Source organism: Bradyrhizobium sp. AUGA SZCCT0283 (assembly GCF_018130385.1).
Lineage (GTDB): Bacteria > Pseudomonadota > Alphaproteobacteria > Rhizobiales > Xanthobacteraceae > Bradyrhizobium.
In genome coordinates, this window is sequence record NZ_JAFCLU010000002.1 from 129,963 (window position 1) to 155,150 (window position 25,188).

Genomic DNA, 25,188 nt, shown 5'->3' on the forward strand with positions numbered 1-25,188 from the left:
TTTCGCCCGGGGGCGAACAGACTTCGGCCTGCGGCGGACCGCCGCAGGTTAGTTCGCCGCAGGTTAGTTCTCCGACTCGACGAACACCTCGTCGCGCTTCTTGCGCAGCGAAGGCAGTATCGCAAGCACAAGCAGGGCAGCGGCGATCGCCATCAGCACCGCCGACAACGGGCGGGTCAGGAACACTGACCAGTCACCGCGCGAGATCAGAAGCGCCCGTCGCAGGTTCTCTTCCATCAGCGGCCCGAGCACCATGCCGAGCAGCAACGGCGCCGGCTCGAAATCGTGCTTGATCAGCCAATAGCCGACCAGCCCGAACGCACCGGCGAGGATGACGTCGACCGGGGCGTTGTTCACCGAGTAGATGCCGATGGCGCAGAAGATCACGATGGACGGGAACATCAGGCGATACGGCACCCGCAGCAGCCGCACCCAGATGCCGACCAACGGCAGATTGATGACGAGCAGCATCAGGTTGCCGACCCACATCGAGGCGATCATGCCCCAGACGAGTTCCGGCTGCTTCTGCATCACCTGAGGACCGGGCACGATACCGTGAATGGTCATCGCGCCGACCATCAGCGCCATCACCGCGTTCGGCGGAATGCCGAGCGTCAGCAGCGGAATGAAGGAGGTCTGGGCGGCGGCATTGTTGGCGCTCTCCGGCGCCGCAACGCCTTCGATCGCCCCGCGGCCAAACCGCTGTGGGTTCTTCGATATCTTCTTCTCGAGCGTGTAGGCCGCGAAGGATGCGATCACGGCGCCACCGCCCGGCAGAATGCCGAGGATTGAGCCGAGCACGGTGCCGCGCAGGATCGCCGGTGTGGAATCGATCATGTCCTTCCTGGTCGGCATCAGGCCCGTGACCTTTTGCTGAACCAGTTCGCGATCGCTTTCGCCGCCGGCATCGAGATTGCGGATGATCTCCGCAAAACCGAACAGCCCCATCGCCACCGTGGCGAAGCCGAGACCGTCGGCCAGTTCGGGAATGTTGAAGGCCATGCGCGAGGCGCCGGTTTCGATGTCGGATCCCACCATCGACAGCAGCAGTCCCAACACGATCATCGCGATCGCCTTCAGCACCGAGCCCTTTGCGAGCACGACCGCGAAGATCAGGCCGAGCACCATCAGCGAGAAATATTCGGCAGGCCCGAACGCCAGCGCGAGTTTGGTGAGCGGCGCGCCCAGCACGGCGATCAGAACGGTCGCGACGCAGCCGGCGAAAAACGAGCCGATCGCAGCGATCGCCAGTGCCGGACCGGCGCGGCCCTGTTTGGCCATCTGGAAGCCGTCGAGCGCGGTGACCACGGACCCGGCCTCACCGGGAATGTTGACCAGGATCGACGTGGTCGAGCCGCCATACTGCGCACCGTAGTAGATGCCGGCCAGCATGATCAGCGCGCCCACCGGCGGCAGGCCGAAGGTGATCGGAAGCAGCATGGCCACGGTGGCGATGGTGCCGATGCCCGGCAGCACGCCCACCAGCGTACCGACCAGCGCGCCGATCAGACACAGCAGAATGTTGACGGGGATCGGAATCGATGCGCCGCCGAGAAACGCGGGTGTCCACTGCACGAGTTGGAAAACGACGCCGAAGCCGAGTCCAAGATTTGAAAAGATATCTCCCATCACGCCCTCACCGGATCAAGAAAGTCGGCAGCATCTGCAAGGGCAGACCGAGCGCGTAGGGAAACAAAAGGGCGCAAAACGCCGTCAGGCAGGCACCGACGATCAGCGTTTCCATCCACCGTGTCTCCGGAGTCCCGCATGCCGAGATCATGAAGCTTGTCATGGCAGCGAAGATCATTCCCATCGGCCGGATCGTGAAGGCAAACGACAGGATCGCCAGCGACACAAACAGAGGACCGCGCCAGTGGTATTTCGCAAGGTGCGTGCCTTCGCTCAAGACGCCGACGGCGGTGACAGCAGCGCCGAGGCCCAGCAGCAGAAATCCGAACATCCGCGGCGCGGTGCCGGCGCCGAACGAGAATCCGCGCATGCCCTGCAGGTCGCTCGACGCCCAAAGGGCGAACAAGGCGATAGCCATCAGAGCTATTCCCCCGACGAAATCCTGCGGGCCACGAACCCACTTTGGCATGACAGATTTGACCGGCGCTTGGCCCGGCGTAGCGTTCATGGATACTCCTCCCCCAAAGCGGGCTTCGAGCCCGTTGCTTGGATAACAGGTATGCTTGTCCCGGAAACTGCGTAGCGAGTTTCCTCCGGCAACGCCAGCAAAACCCAAAATGCTTCCAAGCCGGATGGCAAATGAAGTATCAAAGCTTGCAATCAGGCGCACTAATGGGGCCGCAGATCGCAACCATTGCGATTGGAGCACCATAGCCCCCGAGCGATGGGCGATCAGCCGCGCGATCCACACCGCCGGCTGGCGAAAATTCGTGCAGCGCCGGGACGTAGCCCGCACCCGCCGCATTTCGGGAATGATCGAATTCGTGGCGAAACCGCAACTGAGCGACATCAAACCGAAAGTCCAGGCCCCGGCGTTCCCCTCCCGTTCAGCGCCTTCGGCCCTATTTTTCTCCAAACTTGCACCCTATATTAGGGGTGCCGGTTCGCCGGCTATGGAAATAAATGACCGTCGCAATAAACCATTCGGACCCGGGGGCAGTACCCGGCGCCTCCACCCAAGCCCACCCTTCAGGATGGGTTTCGGCGGGGGCGAACCAGGATCGACGAGGGCGTAAAGGGCGAGTTTTTTCCCGGTATGGTTCCGCCGTTATCGGGCTATGCAATAGTTGCAAACGACAACTATGCTCCGGTTGCTCAGGCTGCGTAACGCAGTTTGAAAGACCAAGTCTAAAGTCCTAGTGGGTTAAGCTCCGCTAGGCGGGGTTCGGAGGCACCTGGCAACAGAAGCCTCCACTTTATTCTTTTTATTTCCGGCCGACGACGCTGTTCTGCCGCAAATTCGCTCCGTCAGGCCTGCTGACCTGCGGCTCGCGCCGGGGTAGCATGGGGTAAAGGGGCGAGTCGGGGGACCGGCGGCCATTCAACGTAACAGGACGACCATGGCGACCGATCATATCCGTTATGACGTGCTGGCGCGCGACGCGCTACGCGGGGTGCTGCGCCGCGTGCTGACCGATGCCGCCGAACACGGCCTGCCGGGCGAGCATCATTTCTTCATCACCTTCCTGTCCACCGCCGACGGCGTGAAGCTGTCGCCGCGGCTCTTGGCGCAGTATCCGGAAGAGATGACGATCATCCTGCAGCATCAGTTCTGGGACCTGGTGGTGACGGAGGATCGTTTCGAGGTCGGCCTGTCGTTCGGCGGCATCCCCGAGCGGCTGGTGGTGCCCTTCGCGGCGATCAAGAGCTTCCTCGATCCTTCGGTGCAGTTCGGGCTGCAATTCGAGCCGTCAGAGACGGCTGCCGAGGCACCGGCAGCGAAGCTGCCGGCGGTTCCGGCTCCGTCTGCCCTGCCCGTCGCCGCGCCGGAGCCCGCCGCGGAAGGCAAGGACGAGCCGGCGAAGACGAGCGAAGGCGCGGAAGTGGTTAGGTTGGATCGCTTCCGCAAGAAATAATCTGAGCGCGAGAAAATCGGCTACGCTGTAGTGTAAACGTTCCGCCACTTCACGGCGCAACGGACAGTACGCATGGCCCGCACAGAAACATCCGGAAACAAATCCACCCGCAGTGAGACCGACAGCTTCGGACCGATCGACGTTCCCGCCGACCGCTATTGGGGCGCGCAAACCGAACGCTCGCGACAGAATTTCAAGATCGGCCAGGATCGCATGCCGATCGCGATCGTCCATGCGCTCGGCATCGTCAAACTCGCCGCCGCCCAAACCAATCGTGAACTCGGATTGCTCGACGCGCGCCGCGCCGGCGCCATCATCCGCGCCGCGCGCGAGGTGATCGAAGGCAAGCTCGACGATCACTTTCCGCTGGTCGTCTGGCAGACCGGCTCCGGCACCCAGACCAACATGAACCTCAACGAGGTGATCGCCAACCGCGCCAACCAGATGCTGGGTGGCGAACTCGGCGCCAAGAAACCGGTTCACCCCAACGATCACGTCAACATGAGTCAGTCGTCGAACGATTCATTTCCGACCGCGATGCATATCGCCGCCGCGGGACGCATCATCGCCGACCTGATTCCGGCTCTCACTGAGCTGCATCGCGAATTGCGCAAGAAGGAAAAGGCGTTCGCAAAGATCGTCAAGATCGGGCGAACCCACACCCAGGACGCAACGCCGTTGACGCTGGGGCAGGAATTCTCGGGCTACGCCGCGCAGGTCGAGAGCGGGATCGCGCGGCTGCGCATCGCGGTGAAAGATTTGTTCCCGCTGGCGCAGGGCGGAACTGCTGTCGGCACCGGCCTCAACTCGAAACCGCGATTTGCAAAACTGTTTGCCAGGCACGTCGCGAAAATCGCAAGGCTGCCCTTCACCAGCGCGCCCAACAAATTCGAGGCGCTGGCTTCCAACGACGCCTATGTGATGGTGCATGGTGCGATCAATTCGGTGGCGACCGGCCTGTTCAAGATCGCCAATGACATTCGGCTGCTGGGCTCGGGCCCGCGTTCCGGTCTCGGTGAATTGATCCTGCCGGAAAACGAGCCGGGCTCGTCGATCATGCCCGGCAAGGTCAACCCGACCCAGTGCGAAGCGATGACCATGGTCTGCTGTCAGGTGTTCGGCAACCAGACAGCCGTCACCGTTGCCGGGAGCCAGGGACATTTCGAGTTGAATGTTTACAAGCCGGTACTGGCATATTGTATGATACATTCCATTCAACTGCTGTCGGACGCGGCGCGTTCGTTCACCGAACATTGCGTGGTGGGCATACGCGCCGACGAAAAGCGAATCCGCGATTTGATGGAGCGCTCGCTGATGCTGGTCACCGCGCTGGCTCCCAAGATCGGATACGACAACGCCGCGAAGGTCGCCAAATCGGCGCACGCGCGCGGAACAACATTGAAGGAAGAGGCTGTACGCCTCGGGTTTGTGAACGCCGCCGAATTCGAACGTCTGGTGCAGCCGGACAAAATGACACACCCGGGCTGATCGCCGCCGCGGCGCCCCCGGGAAACTACGGGTGAGTGATTATAATTATGGATCATACCCAAAGAATGAGGTTGATCATCTATCGCCGTTGCGTTGACGCATGGTAGGAGCAGTAATTATTCGGTTTTCGCAGAGCGAAACATATTTTTTGATGCTATCAGAGAACGCTACACGGGGATTCCGAATGACCATTCAATTTTCCAGCGCACGACACGACGACGTTTTTCCAGCCAATGAATTATCATGCCTTCGAGTCGCCGGATGATGGAGGCGAACATGGCAGACGTGATCAACCTGAAGCGATTCAAGAAACGCAGCGAACGGGAACAATCGGCGAAGCAAGCCGATGCCAACCGCGCGCGGTTCGGCCGCACCAAGGCCGAACGTGCTCTCGATCAACATCGCAAGGATCGCGCCGGCGATCTTCTGGACCAGCACAAGCTCGATGACGGAGACGCGTCATGAAGTCACCCGTCGTCAAGCGCTCGATCGTGGTCGCCGGCCACAAGACCAGCGTCAGCCTCGAAGAGGCTTTCTGGAACGGCATGAAGGAAATCTCGGGCCTGCGGAACATGACCTTGTCCGAGTTGGTCGGCGAGATCGACAGCAATCGCCAGCAGGGTAATCTGTCCTCGGCGATCCGTCTCTTCGTGCTGGACTATTTCCGCACCCGCGCCATGCCGGCGGCCGCCGCGCCGGACGCGCCGCGGCCGCAGGCCTAGAGCATTATCGGTTCTGATTGAATCAAAACCGAAGCTCGAGAGTCTTGTTTTGACGCGTTTTCGCTCGAAAACGCTATGGGCTTCGATCAGGGCGAGCGCGCCGCAAGCGCGCCCGCCCTGTTTCATCGCAACGCTTAATAAACGAGTCCGGTGCCGGGCGGCTTTTCGAGCGCCGCGGCCAACGACCGATACTCCTCGCAGCCCGTGCCGCAGATCGCGGCGATACGGCCGAGATGATACGACGCCTGGTCGCGATTACCCTGCTCGATCTGCCACAGGCCGTAATACTGCCAGGTCAGCACGTGGTTCGGGTCCGCCTTCAGCGCGCGCTCGTACCAGACCTGCGACAGCCTGTAGTCGCCGAGCTTGCGGTAGGAATAGCCGATCAGGTTGGCGACGCCGGCGTTGTCGTCGCGGCCGAGCGCCTTGAGCTGCTCGATGGCGGCAGCATATTCGTTGCGCTCGTAGATCGTCGCATACGCGGCACGGTATCCCTGCCGGAAGTCAGCATCGTCGGCGCTCGACTGTTTGGCGGGCTTCTTCTTGGATTTGGAGCTCGACCTGGGAGCGGGTCTGGTGTCCGGCGGCGGCGGCGGGTTGGCCGAAGGCGGGTCGCCTCCCGCGGCGAAGGCCGGCACGGACGGCGGCGATGCAATCAGCGCCATTGAAAACAATGCCAGCGTTGCGAGCTTGATTGCCGATTTCATTATACGAACCTCCGGTTTTCCAGCGTGAGCGAATCCATGGTCCAGCCGCAGGTACAGACCCCGCCGGGCGGCAAGTATTCCCGCCGATCACGCGGAAGCGTTGCGCGTTGCGGCAGGCTGGACGAATGACGGCAATACGTATCTAATTGACGGTCGTGGCAGTTCCCGCGCAAGCGGCGGGCGGAACCCGACGAAGTCGCTGAGAAGCCCTGGAGAGAGAAATGGACATCGCAAAGCTGACCGCGCCCCGCGACCTCAGTCCATTTTCGGAAGCTCTCCATGCCTGCCTTTCTCGTTCTGGATTCCATCTCCCTCGCCACGCCTGACGGACGCCCGCTGTTCAATGGATTGACGCTCGCGATCGGGCGCGAGCGCACCGGCCTTGTCGGCCGCAACGGCTGCGGCAAATCCACATTGCTTCGCCTGATCGCGGGCGAGATCGAACCAGCAGGCGGATCGCTGCAACGCATCGGCTCGATCGGCATGCTCGCGCAACTGACCGATGAACGGCTGACGGTCGACGAGGCGCTCGGCGTCGCCGGCGATCTTGCCCGCCTGCGCCGGCTCGAACGCGGCGAAGGATCGCTTGATGATGCGGCGGAAGCGGATTGGACGCTGGAAGCGAGGATACAGGCCGCGCTCGCCGAAGCCGGGCTGCCGTCGTTGCCGCCGCATCGCCCGATCGCCTCCTTGAGCGGCGGCGAGCGAACGCGGCTCGCGCTGGCGCGCCTCCTGATCGCGGCGCCGGATCTGCTGCTGCTGGACGAGCCCACCAACAATCTCGACAGCTGTGGCCGCCAGGCGGTGGCGCAGTTGCTTGAACGCTGGCAGGGCGGCATCCTCGTCGCCAGTCACGACCGCGCGCTGCTGGATCGCGTCGACCGCATCGTCGAACTGACGGCGATCGGCATCAGCATATTCGGCGGTGCGTGGTCGGCCTTTGCCGAAGCGCGCGAGGCTGCCCGCGCCCGCGCCGCCGATGACCTCGACCGCGCCTCGGACGCCCTGCGCGAGACCGAACGCGCGCTGCAGAAGGCGCGGGAAAAGAAGGCGCGCCGCGACAAGGCCGGCCGCGCCTGGCGCGCCAAGGGCATCGAGGACAAGATGTTCATGGACCGCGAGAAGCAACGCGCCGAGAACAGCGCCGCGCGCGAAAGTCAGCTCGCCGGCCGCCTGCTCGGCGAGCGCACCGAGGTGCTGGAAATCGCCAGGGCGCAAGTCGAGATCCTGACGCCGCTTTCGATCGATCTGCCGCGCAGCCATCTGGCCGGCGGGCGCGAACTCATTGCGTTGAGGGACGTGGTGATGGCCTTCGGAGAGCGCCAACTGTTTGGACCGCTGTCATTCGACGTTCGCGGACCCGAGCGGATCGCCATCCGCGGCGCCAACGGTTCTGGCAAGACCACGTTGTTCCGCCTGATCACCGGCGAGCTGAGACCTATGAGCGGCGACATCCGCCGCCTCACCGACCGCATTGCCGTGCTCGATCAGCATATCGGCCTGCTCGATCCCGGCTCAAGCATTCTCGACAATCTGAGTCGCCTCAATCCGGAGCTCTCGGCCAATGCGGCCCACGCCGCGCTGGCGCGGTTTGCGTTCCGTAACCGGGCGGCGCTGCAGATCGCGGCCACGCTCTCAGGCGGCGAGCGGCTGCGCGCGGGCCTCGCCTGCGTCTTCGCACGCCCGCAGCCGCCCTTCCTCCTGCTGCTGGACGAGCCGACCAACCATCTCGATCTCGCCTCGATCGAGGAACTGGAAGATGCGCTGCAAGGATTCGACGGCGCGCTGATCGCCGTCAGCCACGACGACGCATTCTTGCAGGCGATCGGAATCGGGCGGGAGATCGTGCTCGGCTAGTTCGAGCGGGGCGGTGGGTTAGCAACCTGCGGCGTCAGCGCCAGCGGCGGACGCGGCTTCGGCCTGGCGGCGGCGCCCGGCGCGGGCCTGACGTCGATCGGCGGCGGCAACGGCGCGACCTGCGGCTGGCCTGCGACGGGCGCGGGCGGCGCATTGACGACGGGCGGACGCGGCGCCGTCGCCTTCTTCGCCGGCGGCCGCCGTGGGTCGCGGCCTTTTGGGGTCACCGGCGCGGGCGGCAGCGCCGCCTCCGGAATCGGCGGTTGTCCATCCGCGGGCAGCACGATTGGCGGCGGCGCCGGCGGCGGCGGCTCGCCGCGTTCGATCGCATCGAGCCTTCGGGTTTCGTGATCGATCGCGCGCACCGCCAGCCACGAAGACAAAGGGGCAACGTCGACGCTGCGGCTGAGCGCGTCGGGCGTGCCCACGGCAAGCAGTTGAATCTCCGGACGCCCGGTCGTCATCGTCAAGGAAAGGGCAGCGCGGATATCGGCCTGATCGGCCGCGATATCGTATCCGCCGGAGACGGTGGCCCGCACCCCATTGCCGTCCAGCGTCGTGGAGCCCACGCGAAGCCGGCCGTCCCTGACGGTGAACGGGATTTGCGCGGAAGGAACCGCAAGCGCGCCGGCCGGCAGAGCGGACTCGACGATCTGCTTCAATCGGACATCGTCCTTTGCCTGCCCGCTGTCATTGGCACGGACCGCCACTTCGAAGGCGCGCGGATCGAGGCCTGAAATCCTGGCCGCCTCCAGCGTCAGCGTTCCGCTGCCGGACAGCGCGCCCGCCAGCGCCGAGGCGCTGCGGCCCTGGCTCGTCAGCGTCATCTGCATCGACGCGCGGCCGGCGGGCATCGTGAGGTTACGATAGCGCAGCGCCGTGCCGTCGACACCGGAGAACTGAACGCTCGCGTTCAACGCAATGCCGCTCGCGCCTGGCTTCACATCCATGCTGGCGCTGACTTCGCCGCCGCCGATCTTGCCTTTGATGGCATCGAAGCTCAGCGACTGGCCGTCGCTCTTGATCATCCCGCTCACCGGCTGCAATTCGCTTCCGCCCGGCAAGAGGCCGCGCAGCGCCTGAAACGCGATTCTGCCGCGCCATCCCTTCGCGAGCCCGGTGCCGAGCGGCTCGGCGGCATCGTGTCCGGCGGCGCCAAGCGCCAGGGCAAACGCCGGCGCCAGCGCGAGCTGGTCGGCGCCGATTTCACCCTCGATCTCCTTCTCCTCGCCGAGCGTCACCGCCACGCTGCCACGCAGGCGCGAACCGCCGGCGCTGCTGTCGAGGTCGTCGAAGGTCAGCCTGTTGCCGGTGAGCTGCACGCGCGAAGACAGGCCGATGTTCTGCGCCAGCGTATTCGCCGGCTTGAGATCGAGCAGCGGCCCGAAATCGGCGCTGCGAACTTTCAGGCCGAGACTTGCCTGCGCCTCCGGCGCCCATGGCTCGGCGGAGCCTTCCGCTTCGGCATCAAGGCCCGTTGCCGAGATCTTTGCCTTGAGCCGCAAAGGCGCACCCCACGCGCCGGTCGCGGTGCCCTCGAACTGCCCGGGGCCATCACCCGCCACGACGACGCGATCAAGACCGAGCCCGGCAAGCAAGGCGCGACCTTGCTCGGACGACAACTTCGAATCGATCCAGACTTCACTGCGCCCGAGAGCTGCGAGATCGAAGCCCTGGATTGCCGCGACAGCCGGCCTGCCTGTGATCGTGGTGACGCCCTTGAGTAGCGGTGAGTCGAGATCAGCGACGGCGCGCGCCTGGACCCGGTCGGACTGCGCCGCATTTCTGGTGAGATCGAGCGCCAGCTTCAGGCGCGCCGGGCCGGGGCTGGTCCCCATCGCATTGAGTCGCGCGGCCAGCGCCGGTGAAAAGGGAACGATCAGGCTGGTCAACCGGCTGAGCGAGGCGGCGCTCGAATTGAGCGCGAACCAGCCGGTCGCGCTGACGCGGTCGAAATTGCCCGCGCCGTCCAGCGTCACGCTTTCAAGCTGGCCGATCTTCAACTGCTCGAGCGATATCTTCGCCGGCGAGTAGGCTAGTCTGGCGAGCAGCGGGCTCAACTCCTGGCCGGCGGAGGTGGCGCGGCCGATATCGAGCGAAAGCCTTCCCTCATCCGGCCACTCGCCTTGCGGCCCCGCCAGCGACCGCGCAAAGGCGGTAGCGGCATCGAGGTCGAGGCGCTCCGCCTTCAATTCCACATCGATCCGGGAGCCGCGATCTGCCTGCCGGTGCAACATCGCCACCCACCCTTCCACCGAGCCGCCTTCGATATCGGCCTTCATGGCGTCGATGGCAAAGCCCTCAGGCGCCACGGTGATGTCGCCGCGCAGCCGAAGCGGCTTCTGGCTGCGATAGGCGGTCTCGCCGCGGCCCTGCAGCCAGGTCAGCAGCGCCTCGGGATCGGAGGATTCGACGCTGAGCGCGGCCTTGAATCGGTCCGGCTCACCGCTCTTCGCAATGGCCTCGCTGAGCGAAACCCTGGTCGCACCGGGCGCGCGGAATTCCAGTTTTCGGAGGTGCCAGAATTTGTCGTCGCCATGCAGCTCGGCAGCGATGTCCTGCAACGGACGTCCGCCGAGCATGACCTGCTCGGAGGCAAGTTCCATCTGCGCGGGGATCGGCAGATGCGGAATGGCTGACGCAAGCGCCCGCAGCGCCGGTAACGCGCGGGCCGGCTCGGCGGCATTGTCCCTGGTGACGAATCTGTCGGCATCGAGCTGACGCGCCGAGAGCGCCGCGCGCAACAGCGGCGCCGCACCGAAGCGGAGGTCGCCGCTGCCCGAGAGTTTCAGCGCGCGCTCCTCGGGACCGTAGGTCACCTCGATTTGTTCGAGCCGCGCCGCCGAATAATCGGCCTTGACCTTCGCGCCGATGCGCCACGGTGGATCATTGCCCTTACCCTTCTGACCGGGAGGAGCGACGAGCGTCATCGCGCCTTCGAAGCGCGGCGCCCGGGCATCGAAATTCAGGACGCCGTCGAGATCGATGGCGAGTGCGCGCTGGCCCGGGTCGATATTGAGATGCACGCGGGTGCCGTTGCCGTCGGGGCCCTGCCCCGAGGAGACGCGAAACGGATAGCGCGTGCCCGACAGCATGAAGTTGCCGTCGCCGCGGACCGAGCCGGCCAGCGAACGCACATCGCCACTGAAGGCGATATCGTTCAGTTCGAGCGTGCTGCGGCTGGCTGCGTCGTGCAGGGCGATGCGGCCGGTGAGATTGAGCCGATCGATCGCCAGCGAGCCCAGATTGACTGTTCCGGTCGATGCCGGCCAGTCGATCCGGCCCTTCGTGTCGAGCCCGAGATCGAGCGACATGCCGTTGATCGTCAATTCGGTCGCACGCACCTCGCCGCGCATCAGCGAGCCGAGGCTGAACTCGACATCGAGCTTGTCGGCGCGAACCTTGCCGAGATCGTTGGCGCCGCCGACCACGACCGAGCGCAGCTGCAGCGACGGCGCCGGCAACAACCGCGCGTCAAGCTTGCCGCCGACGCGAACCGGCGCGCCGATGATCCGCGTCGCCTCGGCCTCGAATTGAGGCCGGAACTGGTTCCAGTCAATGAAATACGGCCCGACGAGTGCGGCGATCAGCGCAATGATGAAGGCGATCGCCAGGCCGAGCAGCGTCGTCTGCACGGTATCTCCCCTTGAACCGCCCCGGCGCGCAGGCCGCGCTACGCCGAATCCGGCCCCGGAGCTGCCCGGAATATAGAGAGAAGTATGGCGAAGTCACAGCGGCATACTGACAGGCGGCCACCCGGCTCCAACTGGAGCCCTTTCGGCAGAGCCGGGCTCTAGGTTTTTGTTTTGACGCGTTTTCTTTATGCGAACCGGGGTCCACTCCGCTCGAAAACGCTACAATCCGAGCCGAGGGCCAAAACCGCCAGGGCGTCACCAGCTCGCCGGCAGGCGCTTCAGGCCGCGCAGCACGAAGGTCGGCCGCCATTCCGGATTGACAGCGTCATCCAGCCGCAGGTCCGGGATCCGCCGAAGCAGGGTCGAAATCGCGACCTCGGCCTCGATCCGCGCCAACTGGGCGCCAAGGCAGAAGTGGATGCCGCCGCCAAAGGACAGCGGCCTTACGTTGGGCCTGACGATATCGAGGCGTTCCGGGTGGTCGGGATAGACTGCGGGGTCGTGGTTGGCCGAGCCGAGCAGACACAGCACACTTTCGCCCTTCGGGATGCGTTTTCCGCCGAGATCGTCGATGTCTTCCAGCGCCACCCGGCCGGTCAGCTGCACCGAGGAATCGTAGCGCAGAAATTCCTCGATGGCGTTGGTGATGAGCTCCGGCTTGGCCTTGAGCAGCGCGAGCTGGTCGGGATTGCGATGCAGCGCCAGCAAACCGTTGCCGATCAGGTTGACCGTGGTCTCATGGCCCGCGCCGAACAACAGGATGATATTGGCGGTCAGCTCCTCGTTGGAAAGTTTGCTGCCGTCCTCCTCGGCCTGCACCAGCTGCGTGATCAGGTCGTCGCCGGGGGTCTTCCGCCGCAGTTCGAACAGCTGCTGGAAGTACATCGCCGCCATCGCATTGCTGGCGTTGCCCTGCTTGATCTCGTCCGGCGTCAGCGGCACCGGATCGAGCAGGCGTCCGCCGTCGCGCGAACCGGCATAGAATACCTCGCGATGGTCTTCGGGAATTCCGAGCATGTCGCAGATGATGGTGACCGGGAGGCGGAACGCAAAATCCTCGATCAGGTCCATCCTGCCTCGCGGAATGATGCGATCGAGCGTCTCGTCGACGATCTGCTGGATGCGCGGGCGCATGTCCTCGACCCGGCGCGCGGTGAAGGCCTTCACCACCAGCCCGCGCAGGCGGGTATGGTCCGGCGGATCCTGCTGCAGCATCCAGTGGCTCATGCTGCGGAACACCGGCTCGTCCATGATCTTGGGGCCGTAACGCCGGATCGTGCGCTCGACGTAGTCCTTGCCGAACCGCTTGTCGCGGACCACGAGGCTGACCTCGGCGTGGCGGCTGGCCACATACACGCCGAGCGGCGTCAGGTGCACCGGATCGGTGCTACGCATCCGTTCGTAATGCGGATAGGGATTGCGGATGAATTCCGGGGCCAACGGATTGAACAGCGGGGCGCTACTGGCAGTCTGAACATGCTCGTTCATGGTGACCTCAACTGGTTGCTGTGCGCAGTTCAGCGCGTTTTCCCCTGGCCGACCGATCGAAACTCGATACATTATTGTATTGAGTTGCATTCTCGCCTAAACTGGGCGGATGTCAAGAGTGCGAACGAGACCCACAAGGGACGACACCCGCGAAAAGCTGTTCGAGGCGGCGGCGCGCGTGTTCGAGGAACAGGGAATCGGCGGCGCCAGCATCGAGGCGATCGCGGCGGCGGCCGGCTTCACACGCGGGGCGTTCTATTCGAACTTCAAGAGCAAGGACGAACTGATCATCGCCATGCTCGAGGATCACGTCGAACAATCCATCGGGCGCATCCGCGATCTGCTCGACCGGCACAAGAACCTTGCGGATTTCATCGACGCGCTGAAGACCATGGACCGCAACCAGCAGGATCCGCTCGGCCGCTCTCCACTGCTGCACATGGAAATGATCCTGTTCGTGGCGCGCGCCGAAAAGCGCCGGCCTGAACTCGCCAAGCGGCTGCGCGCCCGGCGAAAACTGGTCACCGACATTATCGAGACCACGGCCAGGAACAGCGGCAGGACGACAATTCTCAATCCGGCATGGGCTGGCGCGCTGGTGCTGGCGCTGGAGGACGGCTTTCGCCTGCACCGGCTGATCGATCCCGAGACCACGCCGCCCGACAGCTTTTTTCGCGCCCTCGGCGACCTGCAGCGGGCGATGGGAATTTCAGCGGCCTGAGACGAAAATATCCGCCTCGCGCAAGTCATCACAGATCGCTAGCGTGAGCAGATGCCCGCGAATGCCGACACCGGATATTCGACACATTCTGCGCGCTTACCTGTGCATCGCTTCGCTGCAGTCGGATGGTCGCGCCTGAAATACCTGATCCTGATTTCACTGTGTCTTGCCGGTGCGATCGACGCGGAGGCCGAGGAAGTCATCTCGCTCGCGCTGCCGATCAAGTGCCAACCGGGCCTGACCTGCTTCTTTCAGAACTATGTCGATCACGATGCCTCGGACAAGGTCCGCGACTATCGCTGCGGCGGACGCAGCTATGACGGTCACGACGGCACCGACATCAGGATTCGGAACCTGGAAATACAGAGACAGGGCGTAGAGGTGCTCGCCGCGGCGCCCGGACGCGTGATCGGGACGCGGAACGACATGGAAGACATTTCGGTCAAGAGCGCGGGAAAGGCCGCCATCGCCGGAAAGGAATGCGGCAACGGTGTGGTCATCGAGCATGAGAGCGGCTGGCGCACCCAATATTGTCACATGGCCAAGGGCAGTGTTCGGGTCAATGTCGGCGATCAAACAACGACCGGGCAGCCGATCGGCCTGGTCGGACTATCCGGCGATACCGAATTCTTTCATCTTCACTTCACGGTGCGGCATCGCGGAAAGATCGTGGACCCCTTTGCCTATGGGGTGCCTGAGAATTCCTGCGGCGGCGGCCGGTCGATCTGGGCTGCTTCCCTTGCCGAGCAGACGCAATACCGGCCCCGCGAAATCATCGATTACGCCTTTGCCGGTACCGCGCCGACCATGGAACTGATCGAGTCCGGAGAAATCGCCAAGCATCCCGTCACGTCAGGTTCGGATGCGCTCGTCGCCTATGTCAGGGTCATCGGCCTGCAGGCCGGCGACCGGCAATTCCTCGCAGTGCAAGGCCCGGGCGGCGTTTCCGTCTCAACCAACAATCTTCCGGCGCTCGATCGGGACAAGGCGCAGTTCCTGATCATCGCCGGAAAGAAGCGCAGCGAGGCAGCGTGGCCTGCCGGCCGCTACAGCGCGACATACCGTGTGATCAGAGACGGCGCCGAAGTACTGCGAAAAACGTTCGATGTTGAAGCGCGCGCTCGATGAGCCGTGATCGAGCGCAATTGCGGCTAGGCCGCGCCGGTCCTGATTTGCGCCTTGTGCATTTGTCCCGCGACCGCCCTCACCTTGCCCGGCGACGCCCGCCAGATCGCAACCGCCGACAGGATGCTGACGGCAATGCCGATCGCAAAGGCTGACGTATAGCTGCCTGAAAGATCGTACAGCAGCCCGGTCGCCCACGGGCCTGCCGCGCCGCCGGCCAGCGCCGCGAGCATGATGGTGCCAAAAATGCTGCCATATTGCCTGCCCTGAAAGATTTCCAGCACCACCGCGCCCATGACCGAGGTCAGGCCATAGCCGAGCGCACCCTGGGTGAAGATCATGAGATAGACCAGCGGCAATGCCGGCGCGAATTTCAGGGCGATCAACGCCGCAAAGCAGATCGCAAATCCGGCGCAGCTGATGGCCCAGATCCATTCGCGCCCGATCCGGTCGGAAAGATGCCCAAGCCAGATCTGGCCGGGGATGCCGAGCAGGCTGACGACGCCGAGCGCCCACACCGCGACGTTCGCGCTGAAGCCGATGTCGAGCAGGTATTTGGTCTGGTGCACCTGCACCGCGTACCAGACGTACAAGCCAGAGAAATAGCCGAGCGAGATCCACCAGAATCGCGCGGTGCGCAGCGCACGGCGCAGCGTCCAGTCGGTGCCGGCCCACACGGGATCGACGACGTTCGAGCGAGGTGCGGCCGATGTCGCCGACGGCGCCGCATCGCCGTCCGGCAGCAAGCCAATATCCTCGGGGCGCTTGCGCAGCAGGAAATTGATCGGCGCGAGCACGGCGAGCACCAGAATGCCCATCGCGGTGCAGGCGGTGCGCCAACCGGTCTGCTCGATCATGTGCTGCACCCATGGCAGCAAGGTCACCGAGCCGATGCCGACGCCGGCAAAGGCGAGCCCCATGGCGAGCCCGCGGCGGCGAATGAACCAGTTCGGCAGAAACAGCGACTGGCCGGAATAGCCGAGGCACACGCTGCCTGCGCCGACCAGCACGCCGATCGTGAGATAGAGATGCCAGGGCTGTGTCGTCAGCGGCGCCAGCAACAGCCCGCCGCCCATCAGCGCGACGCCGAGCTCCATCACCCCGCGCGGCCCGAAGCGATCCATCATGCGCCCGATCAGCGGACTGACGGCACCCGATACCACAAAGCCGAAGGAGAAGGCGCCGGCCGTGACGCCGCGCTCCCATCCGAACTCGGAAATGATCGGCGGAAAGAACAGCGAGAACGCCGTCCGCGCATTGACCCCGATTGCCATGGTGACGAACGTCACCACGACGATCAGCCAGCCATAAAAGAAGGGAAGACGCATCAGGTTACAATTCGGGTTGGTCCCGTTGACCGAATACACTCTGCGCTTACGCCATCATTGGAAGGACAATGGTGACCGGTCCGTTGCCGGCGCGATCATGATTCGACAGGAAGAGTGATCACAATCTTATATTCGAACGGGCCCATTGTTTGAGTGTGTCGAGGGCCGCGATGTCCGGCAAGTCAAATATTTCCTGGCGGGACGATATTCCGAAGGGATCTATTTCGAGGGTCTCCTTGAAAAGGAACGCAGCCAAAAAATCCAAACCCAGTTTGCCGAAGCAAACGCCCGCCATGTACCGGCCGACTGAACTTGCTGGCGGGCCCAACGTCGCTGCGACGACATATTCTTCCGCAGCCTGCCGCCAATTTTCCTGGAGATAATGTACCTGACCAAGCTCAACCCAGGCCTTTGAATCGTACGGATCTACCCGCGTTAGTTCGTCCGCCCTCGACGCCGCCAGATCAAGATCGTTGAGCCAAAGCGCCTCCTTCGTTCGGCTTTCCAGAACTGCGTGCAGATTTTCTCGATAAAGAATCTCCTCCGCCGCACTCGTCGGCGCAAGGTCGCGCGCCAGCTGTTCCGCAATGTCCATTGTCCTGATCATCGCTTTCCTGTCGCCGGCAGCTTGAGGGAGGAAGCCCATTCCGCGGTGGAATCTGCTTTCAAGCAATCGTGCGGCAAATCCATTCTCGCCATCCTTCACGGCGGTGAAGGCGATCTCCAGCCGCTTGCTCCAATCATCGAGCTCTGCGAGGGGCGCGCGGGATTTGGCCTTCTGAACGAAGACCATTGCTGTTGCATTGAATCTTACCGCTCTGTCGGTCCGATCGTCGATCGCAATACTTTCAAAAGCCGACATGGTTTCGGATTCATAACCCGACGTTCGCTTTGGCAAATCGTGCATGAACTTTGCCGAGGCGCGGCAGAAAGCGAGTTGTGCCCCACAAGGATCGTAAGTGCTTGCACCAGACCAATCTACCGGGATGAGTTTGAGTAACGGCTCGTAGAAGCACATCGAGTGAAGCAGCACCGCCAGCCGGCACTTGCGCACGGACGAAAGCCTTGGCCAAAGTTCAAGATCCTGACAAAGCTTGCGCCACCGATCAGTTCGCAGATCCTCGGCCAGGTCGCGGGGATCGCTGATTGCATAAGGCGCGCCGGCCAGCTCCCCGAGCTGCACGCGAAAACCAGGCGACAATGCACGTTGGGGAAGGAAGAAAGGGCCATCCGGATCGACATAGGCTTGCCAACCGGCATCAACTGATTTGGCATGGGTGGGCCCGGCTTGGAACGGGCCCAGGTCGAGGTACGGACGAAGCAGCCAAGTGGAAAAGCGAGACCCGAGGCGCTCGCCGAATGCCTGGTTAGCCAAATCGTGCATGCAAGAGACCGCCGCAGGCGCGGCTCACATAATCGCCACTCTTCTTTTTCTTCTTTAACCAGGCAAGGTAGTCGGCATTCAGCTTTTCAAACTCAGCGGCAAACTCCGGGACTTCCTTCCGGAAATGCTTAATGGCCGGCTCGAGCTCCTTATACATGTGACATATCGGCGTAGCTTCGTAGATCTTATCCTTGGTTCTGATACCGCGTATCAGGATCGCGATCGACTCCCATGTGACGATGAGGAGCTGAGCTGCCGCTCTCCCCTCCTTTGTCGATCCAGGGGCGACCAAGGCCTCCGTACCTACGTCGCGGCGCATCACTTCCGCCGCGTAGTAGTTGGAGTCGCTTCGCATTCTTTCGATCCCAAGCAGAAGCTCATTCTGATCCATGGTGCCCCTCTTATCATCTTACACGAATGCCAAGCGCGAACGAAGCCTATCCCGACATCTTCAGCTTCACAAGCTTACCCCCAGAAACGCATCTCCATCGCCTCTGCCAGTGAATTCGAAATGCTGCGATGGTGCTCTGCACTCGATTTCTGATGGCCAAGATCGAACGCGTTGGCGAGCCCCTTATGGCAGTTCGCTTGCAGCGGCCGCATGCCTAATTCCTCAGCAAGCGTAACTCCCTGCGTGAGCCAATGCTTGGCATCATTCAGGTTTCCTCGATACAGATCCACCTCACCCAGCATCCGGAGCGAATAACCTTCGTTTGCCCGCTCCTCATGTTTGCGGGCCAGTTCGAGTGCACGCGTGGCCGCCTTCAATGCCTCGCCCTCCCGCCCCAGCGAAAGGTAAGCCTCGCTGACGTAAGCCAGGCGGAGCGAGTGACGGGCGACGAAACCCTTGGATTCAGCGACCTCGATACTCTGCTCCAGAATTGGAATTCCCTCGTTCGCCCGGCCAGCCAGAGCGAGGGCGTAACCAAAATGCAGCGCAACGTAGGCAAAGCCCACGGGACTATCTGCAAATGCGCCGGCTGCCAGCGCCCGCTCGAACGAGCGCAGGGCACGGCGCAAATTTCCCTGACGCAAGGCGACGACACCAAGACCAAGATGCGCGTAACCGCAACTGAAGGGATGACTCGCATTCTCGGCGATACGGAGGGCGTCCTCGCCGATATTGAAAGCTTCAGAAAATTGTCCGGTGTCGGCCAAGCCCCAGGCGATAAAGCTACGCGAGAACGCGGCGGGCAAGACGAACATCCCGAAACGCTGGTTGGCCAGGCTGCCTTCCAAATGGACGGCGTTCCAACCGAAATGCTCGCGGGCCTTGCTGTAGTCTCCTCGCGTATGATGGGCCAATCCGAGAGGCAAATTGGTGACAACCTGGAGAGGCAAATCCGACTCCGCGACGGCAAGGGCCCGCTCTCCTGCCTCGATCGATTCCCTGTATCGGCCCAGCATCCAGAACTGTTCGGTCAAATAGGATTGCACCCATCCGTTGCGCTTCTTGTCTCCGATCCGATTTGCCAGTTGTTCAGCTTCGCGCAGACGAGAAGCAATTCGGTCGCGATCTCCGAGCGGTTGCAGCACATTGCGGATGTCGAAGCGAATATCGATCGCCTTCTGAATGGCCTCCTTGCTTTGCGGCAATCCAGCCAGCGCCTCGAGAGCTTGCTCGAAAAGAATTACAGCCTCAGGATAGGCTTCCCGGTCCGCAGCCTTCGTTCCCGCTTGGCGCAGATACGTCACTGCCTTTTCCTGAAGCCCGCCACGCAGCGCATGATCGGCCAGGCGCTCGACCTGCTCGCCTATGCGGCCAGCATAGACTTCTTCTATCGCGAGAACGACGCGCTGATGGATGTCGCGGCGGCGCTCGCTCCGCAGGCCTCCGTAGGCGACATCGTGAGTGAGAGCGTGCTTGAAGGAAAATTGAAGATCAGGAAACAACTGGGTGGGAAACACAAATTCGGCCGTCTGCAAACTGTTGAGGACTCCTCGAAGCTCGCTGTCGGGAAGACTACTTATTTCCTTCAACAGCGAGAGTGGAACGTCGTGTCCGATGACCGCCGCCTCCTGCAGCAACCTCTTTTCGGCTTTCGGCAGCGCGTCGATACGCGCGGCGAGAACGGCCTGTACGGTAGGTGGGATCTCATTTCCCGAAATAGGCTTTATCACTCGGTAGTTCTGGCGCGTTCCCTCCAAGACCTTGCGGTCCACCAGAGTTCGAACAAGCTCTTCCACAAAGAATGGATTGCCGCCCGCGCGATCGAGAACAAAGTTCTTGAGACTATCGAGCGCCGGATCCGATCCCAGCAGTGAATGCAGAAGCGTGGTGAGGCTCGCACTCTCAAGAGGTTCCAGACGCAGGTTGCGGTAATTCGGCCGCCCCTTCCAATCGTCGTGGAACTCAGGACGATAGGTCACCAGCAGCAGCAGGCGCGCGTCGCGTGCATTGACAACGATTTCGTTCAGCAAGCCCAGCGTGAGAGAATCGTTCCAGTGCAGATCTTCGAATACCGCTACGACGGGCTGCACATGGTTTTCGCGCAACAGCAATCGGGTAATCGCCTGGTAGGTGTGTTGTCGATGCTGAAGCGGATCCAACGACTGGAACGGATGTCCCGCATCCAATGCGTCCAACAGATCGAGCAGCGGTGGGATTACGTCCTGCAGCGAAGGATCGAGTGCCAGGATCTTTTCAGTCACCTTCTCGCGAATCGACTTGGCGTTGTCGCGTTGACTGATCTTGAAATAATAATGCCGGAGCAGTTCGATGACCGGCAGATACGATGCCGCATGGCCATATGAAGCCGAATTTGTTTCGAGAACCAGGCAGTCTTCGGTCCGGAGAGAATGAACAAATTCATGAATCAGGCGCGATTTGCCCATGCCGGGCTCCCCGACGACTGCTACGACCTGACCATGACCGCCGCGGGCGTGATCCAGTGCCTGGGTAAGTTGTTGGATCTCCAGTTCACGACCGACAAAGGGCGTCAACCCGCGCGAGGCGGCCGCCTGCAATTTTGTCCGCTCAAAGCCCCCTTCGGTGATCTCGAAGACTTCAACCGGGTGCGCAAGTCCCTTTATCGTCATTTCGCCGAGCGACTTGGCCTCGACATATCCTTCAACGAGCCGGATGGTATCGGCAGTGGCGAGCACAGAACCCGGCATCGCCATTTGCTCCATGCGGGATGCCAGATGGGCCGTTTGTCCGACGACCGTATAGTCCATATAGAGATCGTTGTTGATTGACGAGACGACAATCTCTCCGGAGTTGATGCCGACCCGGATCGTGATTGGCGCGCCGTGAATGCGGCGGATTTCTTCCGCATAGCGGGCAATCGTCTGCTGCATCCTGAGAGCAGCATAGCATGCGCGCACCGCATGATCTTCATGCGCGAGTGGAGCCCCGAACAGCGCCATGATGCCGTCGCCCATGACCCTGTTCACCATGCCCTCATAATGGTGGACGGCTTCGAGCATGTGGTCGAGAACGGGGTCGAGAAGCTTCTGTGCTTCCTCAGGATCGCGATCTGCTATGATTCTGAGAGATCCGACGATGTCAGCAAATAGCACGGTGACTTGTTTGCGTTCTCCTTCGAGATCGCGTTTCGTCGTCATTATCCTGACGGCGAGATGTTTTGGAGTGTAGTTGTCAGGAGATAAGAAGCGGTTTACCGCTCGATGCTCGTCGTCAAGTCCAATTGGGTGTGCACATTGGGAGCAGAATTTGGCTCCCGATGACGCGAAGCTCCCACAATTGGGACAGCAGCGGTCGAAAGGAGCGGCACACTGCTCACAGAACTTCGCTTCAGGCCGATTGTCGTGTTCGCACCTGGGGCACTTCATCTGAACCGTCAGCTAAGCGGTTAGTACGCGACGCGATATCCTACTGGGTTGGATCGAATACAACAACCTGGGCTGCTGCATGCGCCAGTCAACGCCTGCGCATGGTCAAGGCGCTCAGCGCCCCAAGCGGGGTCGAAAACCCGCAGACGTTGAGCGACGGTTGTTCTGCTATCTTTGCGGCTCGGAAGCCCGCCGCGTCCACCGCTCCGCATTGACCGCGCCGGCCGGCACCTCGCCCGCAACAATGGCCTCGACCTGCCGCACCGTTTCCAGCGACTGGCTTTCGATCGCCGGCGGCGTCAGGCCGCCGATATGGGGCGTCGCGATAACGTTCGGCAGTTTTGCCAATTCCGGCGACGGCATCTGGTCCAGCGCGCGGCCGACATCCATCGCGGCGCCGGCAATGCGGTTCTCGCGCAATGCCGCTGATAGCGCGGCCTCGTCGACGAAATTGCCGCGCGACAGGTTGATGAAGAAGGCATGCGGCTGCATGCGCGCCAGCGCCGCCTGCCCGATCAGGTTTTCGGTTTGCTCGTTGGCAACTGCGAGGCAGACGACGTAGTCGGAGTGGCCGAGAAGCTCGTCGAGCGGCACATGACGGATTGCGGCGTCGCTCACGGTCGCGAAGGGATCGGCAACCAGCACCTCCATGCCCAGCACCTTGGCGATGTCAGCCAGGTAACGGCCGATGCTGCCATAGCCGATGATGCCGAGGCGGCTGCCGGCCAGTTGCCGGCCCATGATGATTTCGGGCTTGCGCGCCGAATGGTAGTCGGCGGTCGCCCGCGAAACGCCGCGCGACAGGTCGACCATGAAGCCGAGCGCGAGTTCGGCGACCGACTGGACGAAGCCCGGCCCTGCCCGCGTCACCAGGACGCCCGCCGCGGACGCCGCATCGACATCGATGTTGCGGATATCGACCGCGCAGCGGACGAAGGCGCGCAAGTTCGGCAGCGCTGGAAATATCTCGCCCGGCCCCGCCGTGAGCCGGTCGGCCACGATGATGTCGACATCGCCTGCGGCCTCGATCAGGCCGGCGGCGCCGAGCGCGTCGTATGATTCATGCAGCTTGACCTGCGCGATGGCTTGCAGCCCGTCGAGGCTGCGCGCGCCATAATACTGGGCGCGAGACTGCGGCGTATGGGTCAGCAGGACTTTCAACGCTGGACGGCTTCCCTGTCGATCGCCGCGGCGTGCGGCGTCATGACCAGCCCATCTATGGCCAGACGGCCACGTCGCGCAAGACGGCGGAGCCGCACCCGCCTACTTCGTCCGGGCGACCGTCGTGCCGTCCCAATCTTCGCCGGTGGGATTCTCGAACTGCTGCCGGCAGCGTTCGATCATCGCCGATGACGCCGCATCGTCTTTGCGGATTTCCAGAACCTGCTCGAAGGCGCCGATCGCGGCGGTGAAATCACGCGCGCGCCAGGCGGCCAGGCCGGCCTCATAGGAAATCGCCCAGTCCGGCTTTGCATCGAACTCCTCGGCCATACCAAGCAGTTCATAAATCTGCAGTCCACCGGCGCGGCCATAGACCGCCAGCCGGTCGAGCTCGCGAACCACGATACGGTCGCCGGCCAGCCGGCGCGTTTCGGGTCCGATGATGATCGTGGAGCCGTACGCCTTGTTGGTGCTCTCCAGCCGGCTCGCAATATTTACGGCGTCGCCGATCACGGTGTAGTTCAGCCGCACTTCCGATCCGATGTTGCCGACCAGCATGTCACCGGAATTGATGCCGATGCGAATCTTGACGCGCTCGCCGTGGTCGTCGACGAGGCCCGCCTCCTCCATCGCGCGCCGGCAGGCCAGGGCCGCCCGGCAGCAATCGACGGCATGATCCGGATTGGGCGACGGCGCGCCCCAGAACGCCATCACGGCATCGCCGATGAATTTGTCGATGGTGCCGCTGTGGCTCTGTATTTCCGCCGAAACGCCGTCGAAATAGCGCGACAGCAGCGGAATGATGCGGTCGCCGAGCCGCTCCGACATCCCGGTGAAGCCGGCGAGATCGATGAACATCACGCTCATCGGCCGTACCGCGCCGCCGAGGCGCGCGCCGTTGCCGTCGCTGATCAGCCGCTTCACCAGGTCGGCCGGAATGTATTTCCGGAATGCCGCAAGCCCCTGCGCCATGTCACCGATCGCACCCGACAGGTTTTCGATCTCGGTCAAACGCGACGGATGCCGCTGCACCTTGTCGAGGTCAAACCGCTCGACATGCCTGATCTCGTTGACCACCTTGATCAGGGGCGCGGCGATCAGGCGCTGCGCGAGCCATGCCGACAACAGCCCGGCACAAACGATCAACACCGCGAGGCCGATCAGCAAATTCCGGATCGTCATCTGCACCGGGCCGAGAAATTCCGATTCCGGCACCACGGTCACCAGCGACCAGCCCGGAAACGAAATCGGCGTCAGCACCGCCTGATAGGCCTTGCCGTCCCGCGTTACCTTGGTGTGAAACGGCTCGCCTTCACCGGGGCTGTAGGCGCTGGCGTTCTGGATCGCTTCGACCGCGATGGGAAACAGCGGATGGTCAAGTTTGAGCGGCGTTAGCTCGTCGGCTTCCCTGTCGGGCACGGCGATCGCAGCGCCGTCACGGGTCAGAATAAAGGCGCCGGCCGATCTGCCGACGGTAAGCTGCGACAGGAAGTTCGAAACCCGTGTCAGTTCGATGATGATCGCCAGCACTCCGGCGCGATTTCCGTCGATATCGATCGGCGCAGAGAACACAGCCGCCGGACGCTCACCATTGGGGTGGGAGGTCAAGGTCGACCAGTGATCCTCGCCCGACTGAATCACCTCGCGAAACCATTCCTGGTCGAGGACGGAATATTTCGTGTCCTCGACCCGGCTATCCCTGAGCCGCAGATCGCGGCCGGCATACTCGTACCGATCGGTCCGGAGCTTGCGGTCGGGGACGGTGATCTCGAGCATCTCGATGCCGGAACCGCCGCTCTTGTGACCTGCAGAGAACGATCCATCAGGCCCGGCGAACGCCACCCATGAAATCGTCGGCTGCGATCGCAACTGCGAAACCAGCACCAGTTCACGCTTCCTGGCATCGTTGATATCGATGACCTGCTCAGTCAGCAGCGTCCGCACCGCGATACGCGATGAGCGGGCCTCTCCTGTGATCGACTGCAGTTCGTCGCCCACTGCCGAAACGATCTGGTCGTTGATGGTATCGGCCAGGGTCTGGCTCACCCGCTGGGCGGTGCGCCACCACAATAAATGCACGCCGACGGCGCTAACGACGATGGAGGTCAGCACGAGGGCGGAAATGGCGGTGCGGATGCCGAGGCGCATGCAGGGGTCCAGTTTCACGGGGCCTTTACTGGCCTTACGCGACCATACCAGCGTCTGTTTCAGCCGCGAGGCCATTTCGGCGCC

The 25,188-nt window shown here is 62.8% G+C and carries 18 protein-coding genes, 1 other RNA gene and 1 pseudogene; 8 read left to right on the top strand and 12 right to left on the bottom strand.

All coding sequences use genetic code 11. The annotated features are described in order from the left end of the window. Positions 1-63: 63 nt before the first annotated feature. The gene (locus JQ624_RS04100) at positions 64-1,629 is read right to left on the bottom strand and encodes a tripartite tricarboxylate transporter permease (protein ID WP_212417568.1); all 1,566 of its coding nucleotides are present in this window, start codon (positions 1,627-1,629) and stop codon (positions 64-66) included. Between the two features lie 7 nt (positions 1,630-1,636). Further along, a complete protein-coding gene (locus JQ624_RS38385) occupies positions 1,637-2,482 on the bottom strand; it encodes a tripartite tricarboxylate transporter TctB family protein (protein ID WP_249129371.1) in 846 nt (281 codons plus the stop codon). Between the two features lie 46 nt (positions 2,483-2,528). Between JQ624_RS38385 and ssrA the strand changes: the two genes are divergently transcribed. From ssrA to JQ624_RS04130, 5 genes are all read left to right on the top strand, one after another. After that, positions 2,529-2,885: a transfer-messenger RNA gene (gene ssrA, locus JQ624_RS04110) on the top strand. 144 nt (positions 2,886-3,029) lie between these two features. Continuing rightward, the gene (locus tag JQ624_RS04115) at positions 3,030-3,545 is read left to right on the top strand and encodes an SspB family protein (protein ID WP_212417569.1); all 516 of its coding nucleotides are present in this window, start codon (positions 3,030-3,032) and stop codon (positions 3,543-3,545) included. Between the two features lie 72 nt (positions 3,546-3,617). Then, positions 3,618-5,033 (top strand): class II fumarate hydratase, encoded by a 1,416-nt coding sequence (gene fumC, locus JQ624_RS04120; RefSeq protein ID WP_212417570.1) that lies wholly within the window; start codon positions 3,618-3,620, stop codon positions 5,031-5,033. A gap of 276 nt (positions 5,034-5,309) precedes the next feature. Continuing rightward, positions 5,310-5,498, top strand: a complete 189-nt coding sequence (locus JQ624_RS04125) for a DUF4169 family protein (protein ID WP_212417571.1) — start codon at positions 5,310-5,312, stop codon at positions 5,496-5,498. Continuing rightward, complete coding sequence (locus JQ624_RS04130) at positions 5,495-5,755, top strand: ribbon-helix-helix domain-containing protein (RefSeq protein ID WP_171710378.1); 261 nt, start codon at positions 5,495-5,497, stop codon at positions 5,753-5,755. Before JQ624_RS04125 ends, JQ624_RS04130 begins: the two co-directional genes overlap by 4 nt. 134 nt (positions 5,756-5,889) lie before the next feature. Here the strand turns inward: JQ624_RS04130 and JQ624_RS04135 are convergent, their stop codons facing one another. Further along, positions 5,890-6,465 carry a tetratricopeptide repeat protein gene (locus tag JQ624_RS04135; RefSeq protein ID WP_409334300.1) on the bottom strand — a complete coding sequence of 192 codons (576 nt, stop codon included), beginning with the start codon at positions 6,463-6,465 and terminating at the stop codon, positions 5,890-5,892. Positions 6,466-6,741: 276 nt separating this feature from the next. Between JQ624_RS04135 and JQ624_RS04140 the strand changes: the two genes are divergently transcribed. Beyond that, complete coding sequence (locus JQ624_RS04140) at positions 6,742-8,319, top strand: ABC-F family ATP-binding cassette domain-containing protein (RefSeq protein WP_212417573.1); 1,578 nt, start codon at positions 6,742-6,744, stop codon at positions 8,317-8,319. Here the strand turns inward: JQ624_RS04140 and JQ624_RS04145 are convergent. Beyond that, positions 8,316-11,954 carry an AsmA-like C-terminal region-containing protein gene (locus JQ624_RS04145; protein ID WP_212417574.1) on the bottom strand — a complete coding sequence of 1,213 codons (3,639 nt, stop codon included), beginning with the start codon at positions 11,952-11,954 and terminating at the stop codon, positions 8,316-8,318. The genes JQ624_RS04140 and JQ624_RS04145 overlap by 4 nt on opposite strands. A gap of 255 nt (positions 11,955-12,209) precedes the next feature. Continuing rightward, entirely contained in the window at positions 12,210-13,442 is a 1,233-nt protein-coding gene (locus JQ624_RS04150; RefSeq protein WP_212417575.1) for a cytochrome P450, read from the bottom strand. Between the two features lie 109 nt (positions 13,443-13,551). On the opposite strand from JQ624_RS04150, the gene JQ624_RS04155 reads away from it, so the two are divergent. Both JQ624_RS04155 and JQ624_RS04160 read left to right on the top strand, forming a co-directional pair. Next, positions 13,552-14,163 carry a TetR/AcrR family transcriptional regulator gene (locus tag JQ624_RS04155; protein WP_212417576.1) on the top strand — a complete coding sequence of 204 codons (612 nt, stop codon included), beginning with the start codon at positions 13,552-13,554 and terminating at the stop codon, positions 14,161-14,163. A gap of 102 nt (positions 14,164-14,265) precedes the next feature. Then, positions 14,266-15,291: a M23 family metallopeptidase gene (locus JQ624_RS04160; RefSeq protein WP_312014376.1), complete on the top strand. Its 1,026-nt coding sequence runs from the start codon at positions 14,266-14,268 to the stop codon at positions 15,289-15,291. Positions 15,292-15,314: 23 nt separating this feature from the next. Here JQ624_RS04160 and JQ624_RS04165 read toward each other — a convergent pair whose 3' ends face one another. From JQ624_RS04165 to JQ624_RS04190, 7 genes and pseudogenes are all read right to left on the bottom strand, one after another. Continuing rightward, positions 15,315-16,616 (bottom strand): MFS transporter, encoded by a 1,302-nt coding sequence (locus tag JQ624_RS04165; RefSeq protein ID WP_212417578.1) that lies wholly within the window; start codon positions 16,614-16,616, stop codon positions 15,315-15,317. A 118-nt stretch (positions 16,617-16,734) separates the two neighbouring features. After that, positions 16,735-18,000, bottom strand: coding sequence for a lipopolysaccharide assembly protein LapB (locus tag JQ624_RS04170; RefSeq protein WP_212417579.1), 1,266 nt, complete (start codon positions 17,998-18,000; stop codon positions 16,735-16,737). Next, a complete protein-coding gene (locus JQ624_RS04175) occupies positions 17,984-18,391 on the bottom strand; it encodes a hypothetical protein (protein WP_212417580.1) in 408 nt (135 codons plus the stop codon). Before JQ624_RS04175 ends, JQ624_RS04170 begins: the two co-directional genes overlap by 17 nt. A 74-nt stretch (positions 18,392-18,465) precedes the next feature. Further along, a complete protein-coding gene (locus tag JQ624_RS04180) occupies positions 18,466-21,567 on the bottom strand; it encodes an AAA family ATPase (RefSeq protein WP_212417581.1) in 3,102 nt (1,033 codons plus the stop codon). Positions 21,568-21,672: 105 nt separating this feature from the next. Continuing rightward, positions 21,673-21,795 (bottom strand): annotated as a pseudogene (locus JQ624_RS39660) (zinc-ribbon domain-containing protein); the annotation flags it as partial. 168 nt (positions 21,796-21,963) lie between these two features. Beyond that, positions 21,964-22,956 carry a hydroxyacid dehydrogenase gene (locus JQ624_RS04185; protein WP_212417582.1) on the bottom strand — a complete coding sequence of 331 codons (993 nt, stop codon included), beginning with the start codon at positions 22,954-22,956 and terminating at the stop codon, positions 21,964-21,966. A 102-nt stretch (positions 22,957-23,058) separates the two neighbouring features. Beyond that, positions 23,059-25,104, bottom strand: coding sequence for an adenylate/guanylate cyclase domain-containing protein (locus JQ624_RS04190; protein ID WP_212417583.1), 2,046 nt, complete (start codon positions 25,102-25,104; stop codon positions 23,059-23,061). Positions 25,105-25,188 lie beyond the last annotated feature (84 nt).

Excerpts from the sequence above, each read along its gene's own strand:
- JQ624_RS04100 (WP_212417568.1), bottom strand. The coding sequence starts at position 1,629 with ATGGGAGATATCTTTTCAAATCTTGGACTCGGCTTCGGCGTCGTTTTC.
- JQ624_RS04115 (WP_212417569.1), top strand. The coding sequence starts at position 3,030 with ATGGCGACCGATCATATCCGTTATGACGTGCTGGCGCGCGACGCGCTA.
- fumC (WP_212417570.1), top strand. The coding sequence starts at position 3,618 with ATGGCCCGCACAGAAACATCCGGAAACAAATCCACCCGCAGTGAGACC.
- JQ624_RS04125 (WP_212417571.1), top strand. The coding sequence starts at position 5,310 with ATGGCAGACGTGATCAACCTGAAGCGATTCAAGAAACGCAGCGAACGG.
- JQ624_RS04130 (WP_171710378.1), top strand. The coding sequence starts at position 5,495 with ATGAAGTCACCCGTCGTCAAGCGCTCGATCGTGGTCGCCGGCCACAAG.
- JQ624_RS04140 (WP_212417573.1), top strand. The coding sequence starts at position 6,742 with ATGCCTGCCTTTCTCGTTCTGGATTCCATCTCCCTCGCCACGCCTGAC.
- JQ624_RS04150 (WP_212417575.1), bottom strand. The coding sequence starts at position 13,442 with ATGAACGAGCATGTTCAGACTGCCAGTAGCGCCCCGCTGTTCAATCCG.
- JQ624_RS04155 (WP_212417576.1), top strand. The coding sequence starts at position 13,552 with ATGTCAAGAGTGCGAACGAGACCCACAAGGGACGACACCCGCGAAAAG.
- JQ624_RS04165 (WP_212417578.1), bottom strand. The coding sequence starts at position 16,616 with ATGCGTCTTCCCTTCTTTTATGGCTGGCTGATCGTCGTGGTGACGTTC.
- JQ624_RS04170 (WP_212417579.1), bottom strand. The coding sequence starts at position 18,000 with ATGCACGATTTGGCTAACCAGGCATTCGGCGAGCGCCTCGGGTCTCGC.
- JQ624_RS04175 (WP_212417580.1), bottom strand. The coding sequence starts at position 18,391 with ATGGATCAGAATGAGCTTCTGCTTGGGATCGAAAGAATGCGAAGCGAC.
- JQ624_RS04180 (WP_212417581.1), bottom strand. The coding sequence starts at position 21,567 with ATGACGACGAAACGCGATCTCGAAGGAGAACGCAAACAAGTCACCGTG.
- JQ624_RS04190 (WP_212417583.1), bottom strand. The coding sequence starts at position 25,104 with ATGCGCCTCGGCATCCGCACCGCCATTTCCGCCCTCGTGCTGACCTCC.